Raw genomic sequence first — 4746 nt, forward strand, 5'->3', positions numbered from 1 at the left:
CGCCAACGGACGCTGGCCGGTTTCCGTCGACCCGCTCCCGGACGAGCTACTGTCGAGCTGGCTCCACCGTCTCGCGATCGCGAACGGCATCGCGCCGCGGTCGTTCGCCGGCGTTCTCGGGCTCGGCGAGAGAATGTGGTCGCCGCGCCTCGATCTTCTCCTTCCGCGCCATGTCGCCGGATTGCTTGCCGACCAGACGGGCGTTCCGCAGGAAGTGGTCGGAGCGATGACGATGAGCGGCTGTGCAATGGCCGCCCTCTTGCTGCCGCTGCGCGACAGCACGCACCGGAACCGTTCGACTTGGATGCAGTACTGCCCCCAATGCCTCGCAACGGACGATGCGCCTTATTTTCGGCTGCAGTGGAGGCTCGCATCGCGTGTGTCATGCTTCGCGCATGGCTGCGGGCTTCGCGATCGATGCCCGGCCTGCCGCGCCGGCATCGCGGCCTTCGACCAGGGCGAGCTGGTCCCGCAGCATTTTTGCGTACGATGCGGGTTCGACCTTCGCGCTGCTCCGAAGGCCTCAGTGAAGGCGGCCGCACGTCGGCTGGAACGGGCGATCGCGGATATATGCAGGGTGGAGACGGCCAAGGGTTCGGCCAAAGCCAGTAACGCCGTCTCCCGCGTGCTGCGTACGCCGGTCGCCGCCGATGTCCGCTCGGGGAGGACGCTCACGAATCTGTCGACCACTGCGCGAATTCGCTGCTTCGAGGCGCTCGCAGCTAAACCTCCTGACTGGCTTGTGAACGACATAGACTGCGCTGGCGCATACCGGCGCTGGATGATCGTGGCCGCGGGCGGCCACAAGGTGCTGATCGCACGCTTTGCCGAATTCCTGGAGACGCACCAGGGTTCGCCACGGCGGAGCCCGCCGCCTGTCGCCGACCGCTCCGCGCTGTTCACTGCCTATTTTGGGGTCATGCAGCGTGGAACCGCTCGCGCGTCAACAAGAGGTAACTGCAGCTCAATCACGGGCCATTCGAAGTCGATGTCATGAAAGCCGTCGGTCAACATGCGACCCCAATTCGGCCGCTCATAGCCGCATGCCATGTTCCTAAAGGCGGTCGTTCGCGAATGGCTAGTCCGCGATGCGGTCGTCGAACTTTTTCCGTGCGCCCTCGATGTAAGGCTGCTGCGACCGAGCCCAGGATGCCAAAACCAGCAGAGGTTCATGTAGCGAGCGACCCTGCTCGGTGAGTTCGTAGTCGACGCGCGGCGGGATGGTCGCGAAGGCCGTGCGGGTCACAAGGCCATCACGCTCCAGTCCGCGAAGCGTCGTCGTCAGCATCTTGTGCGACAAACCGGGAATGGCGCGCTGCAGGGCGTTGAACCGCATTGGGCCGCTCGTGGACAGTGCACCGACGATCATGATGGTCCACTTGTCGCCAATGCGCTCGAAGATCTGGCCGAGGGCCTTGCAATTGGCTTCACCCTCCGCGGCGTAGTCGACTTCGACAGGCTTCAGTTGCGGGTGTGCCATCTTCATCTCCATTACGCACTCAGAGGTGCGTGACGTTCAAAATCGTGCGTTCTTGCGCATCGAGGAACGAACCTTCATATCGCTACGCACTAACGGAACGTAACGGAAGGTTCAATCATGAATATCGGTGTCAGCGGCGCAAGTGGCAACCTCGGACAGGCTATCGTCCGCGAGCTTCAGGCGCGCAACAATGTTCATAAGATCATCGCCATCTCCCGCACCCCCAAGAGCTCGGATGGGGTTGAAGGGCGGGTCGGCGACTACGACAAGCCCGAGACTTTGGCCACGGCCTATGCCGGCCTCGACAAAGTGATCCTCATCCCGACCAGCGACCTGCGCCCGGGCATGCGCGGTTCGCAGAACGAGGCCGCGATTGCCGCCGCCGTCGCTGCCGGGGTGAAGCATATCGTTCTCCTGTCGGCCGCCGGCACCCGCGAGCAGGCCGAACCGGCTATCGGCGCATCCTACTGGCGCGGCGAGCAGGCGTTGATCAAAACCGCCGCCCAGTGGACGATTCTGCGCATGAACTACTATGCCGAGGCCTTGGCCCAGGAAGCCCAGTCGGCTGCCCAGTCGGGCATGCTCACTGGCTTTGCCGAGAACAAGGTCGCCTTCGTTGGTCGTGAAGACGTGGCTGCCGCCGCTGCCGGCATTGTGCTGGGCGAAGGCCATGTCGGCGCGATCTACAACGCCACCGGTGCCAAGAGCTACACGGGCGCGGAACGTGCGGCGCTTCTGGCCGACATCGTGGGGAAGCCGATCGCGTTCGCAGCCATCCCGGTAGACGCGCTAAAGGGTGGTATGGCCCAGATGGGCCTACCCGACTTCGTCATCAACGCGGTGGCCGGCATCCAGCAGGACTTCGCGAATGGGGCCTTCGATGTCGTGACAGGGGACGTTGAGAAGCTGGCTGGCCGAGCTCCCCAGGACCTTCGCGACGTGCTCGCAGCGAACCTGAAGTAGGTCCGCGATGAACATCAAATGGGTTTACTGGATCGCCACCGGCCTGCTGGCGCTGATGTATGTCGCGGGCGGCGTCTTCTACCTAAGCAGCATCTCCGTGGTGCAGGGCATGTTCGCCAACTTCGGCTATCCTGCATACATCGTGCCGGTCCTGGGCGTCGTGAAGCTAGCGGCTGCGGCGACTATCCTCTCGCGTATCAGCGTTGCGCTATCGGACCTCGCTTATGCCGGCATGTTCTTCCACCTGATCCTGGCTGCCGGCGCTCATATCGGCATCGCCGACTGGGCTGGACTGCCGCCGTCTCTGATCGGTCTCGTGCTGCTGGCGGTTTCTTTCCTGACGCAGAACCGCGCACGCCGTAAGCAGTCGCCTCACGGCTCGCTCGATGCCCTGCGTGGCGCGAGCGCCTGATCAAACCATCGGACCGGGGCACGCCCGGGTCCGATGGCATACAAGGACAATGTGTATGGAACTCGGCATCTACAGCTTCGGCGACCTCGTGGCCGACCCGAACACCGGCAAAAAGCCGACTTCGGTTGAGCGCATGCGGCGTTTGATGGACATGGCAAGGCTGGCCGACGATGCCGGCCTCGATGTCATCGGCATCGGCGAGCATCACGGGTTGGACTTCGTCAATTCAGCGACCGCAACGCTCATCTCGGGCCTAGCCGCTGCGACAAAGCGCATCCGTTTCACCAGTGCCTCGACGCTGTTAAGCACCGCCGATCCGGTTCGCACTTTCCAGGAGTTCTCGATGGCCGACCTCGTGTCGGGCGGCCGCGTCGAGATCATCTTCGGTCGCGGTGCGTTCAACGACAACTTTCCGCTCTTCGGCTTCGACATGAAGGACTACGATGCGCTCTTTGCTGAGAAGTTGCAGTTGTTTGAACTGCTGAACGCCAACGAGCGCGTTACCTGGTCCGGCAAGTTCCGGGCGCCGCTGCAGGTTGCCGAGATCGCGCCCCGTCCGCACCAGCCGAAGCTGCCAGTGTCGATTGGTGCGCTAAGCCAGGGCAGCGTCGGTCGTGCCGCGAAGCTGGGCTACCCACTGGTGATTCCGGTGCTTGGGGGCAGCATGGAAGGGTATGCCAAAATTGCGGCCTATTACCGCGCTGTATGGGCGCAGTCCGGGCGTCGCCAGGAGGACGCCAAGATCGCACTGTTCTCGCATTTCCATGTCACCGAGACGGCGCGGGAGACTGAGCATGACTTTTACCGGTACTATTCAGCGTACATGCGGCGCATGTTCCGCGGGCCGATCCCGGCAGCGACCTATGCCCACATGCTGTCGCCCCGAGGCACCTTCGTCGGCGGGTCCGTGCAGCAGGTCGTAGACAAGATTTCCATGCTCAAAGAAGCGACCGGCGCTTACCGCTACGTTGGCCAGATCGATGTCGGCGCCCCGCGTTTCGAGACCATCGCTAAGGGCATAGAGCTCATGGCGTCAAAGGTGGCTGACCAGCTTCGATGAAGCGCGGAGGCAAGTCAGCTTCTTCAGTTAGAACGCTGAGTAGCGGACTGTCGCCTTCCCACCCACTTGCCGCCATTCTATGATTTCTTGCTGACGGCTTAGTCTTCGATTTCGATTCCGGCGCCCTGTGCTTCGCCGCCGGAGAACTCGGGCATGATATCGCCGGCCAGCAGCTTTTCCTTGCTGAGCAAGCCCGCATCTTCGAGCGCCTCGAAGTCGGGGAGATCGCGAAGGGTTTCAAGGCCGAACTCCAGCAGGAACTCTTTGGTCGTAACGTAGGTATAGGGCGCTCCGGGCTGTGGCGCGCGCGGGCCGGATGCGATGAAGCCGAAGCCACGCAGGTTGCCGATCAGGTCGCGGCTGATCTCCTTGCCGAAGAAGCTGGAAAGTTCCGCGCGGGTGATCGGCTGGAAATAGGCGATGCACATCAGCGCCAGCACTTCCGACTGCGTGAGGTCGACCGCCCGTTCACTTGCGCCGACGGCCGCGCGGATCGCATCGGCATAAGCCGGACGGGTCAGGTGCTTCCAACCGCCGGCAACGGCGACCAGGTCGTAAGGGCGACCGCGCAGCTCCTCGCGAATGTCGTCGATCAAGAGGTCGATGCTGCAGCTCCTGCCGACGATCCGCGCCAGCGTCTCACGGCCGACCGGCTCGCTGGCAGCGAAGATCGTTGCCTCGACGCGGTTCATCCATTCGCGCCAGCGCACCTCCGGCGGCAGATGATCCAACTCGCGATCGAACAGGCGGTCGCCTGATCGACTGTCGTCTGGCCGACCCTTCCCTGTTCTGGCGCGCGTCGCTTCCGCCATCGTCGTCACAGCCCGTAGA

At 63.2% G+C, this 4746-nt stretch carries 6 protein-coding genes; 4 read left to right on the forward strand and 2 right to left on the reverse strand.

Going from position 1 to position 4746, the window contains the following annotated elements; genetic code table 11:
- Positions 1–997, forward strand: a 997-nt coding sequence (locus EOA38_RS28420; RefSeq protein WP_127300788.1) for a TniQ family protein, incomplete at its 5' end; no start/stop codon positions are given.
- Positions 998–1078: 81 nt separating this feature from the next.
- On the opposite strand, the gene EOA38_RS28425 is transcribed toward EOA38_RS28420, so the two are convergent.
- The gene (locus tag EOA38_RS28425; protein WP_127300792.1) at positions 1079–1480 is read right to left on the reverse strand and encodes a helix-turn-helix domain-containing protein; all 402 of its coding nucleotides are present in this window, start codon (positions 1478–1480) and stop codon (positions 1079–1081) included.
- Between the two features lie 117 nt (positions 1481–1597).
- Between EOA38_RS28425 and EOA38_RS28430 the strand changes: the two genes are divergently transcribed.
- Genes EOA38_RS28430 through EOA38_RS28440 form a run of 3 tightly spaced genes read left to right on the forward strand, consistent with a single transcriptional unit; the run spans position 1598 to position 3915 of the window.
- On the forward strand, positions 1598–2443 hold the full coding sequence (locus EOA38_RS28430) for an NAD(P)H-binding protein (protein WP_127300789.1): 846 nt from the start codon (positions 1598–1600) through the stop codon (positions 2441–2443).
- 7 nt (positions 2444–2450) lie between these two features.
- A complete protein-coding gene (locus EOA38_RS28435) occupies positions 2451–2855 on the forward strand; it encodes a DoxX family protein (RefSeq protein ID WP_127300790.1) in 405 nt (134 codons plus the stop codon).
- A 55-nt stretch (positions 2856–2910) separates the two neighbouring features.
- On the forward strand, positions 2911–3915 hold the full coding sequence (locus EOA38_RS28440; RefSeq protein WP_189434974.1) for an LLM class flavin-dependent oxidoreductase: 1005 nt from the start codon (positions 2911–2913) through the stop codon (positions 3913–3915).
- 98 nt (positions 3916–4013) lie between these two features.
- Here EOA38_RS28440 and EOA38_RS28445 read toward each other — a convergent pair whose 3' ends face one another.
- Positions 4014–4727 carry an SMC-Scp complex subunit ScpB gene (locus EOA38_RS28445; RefSeq protein WP_189434976.1) on the reverse strand — a complete coding sequence of 238 codons (714 nt, stop codon included), beginning with the start codon at positions 4725–4727 and terminating at the stop codon, positions 4014–4016.
- Positions 4728–4746 lie beyond the last annotated feature (19 nt).

This window comes from Mesorhizobium sp. M1E.F.Ca.ET.041.01.1.1 (assembly GCF_003997355.1).
GTDB lineage: Bacteria > Pseudomonadota > Alphaproteobacteria > Rhizobiales > Rhizobiaceae > Mesorhizobium.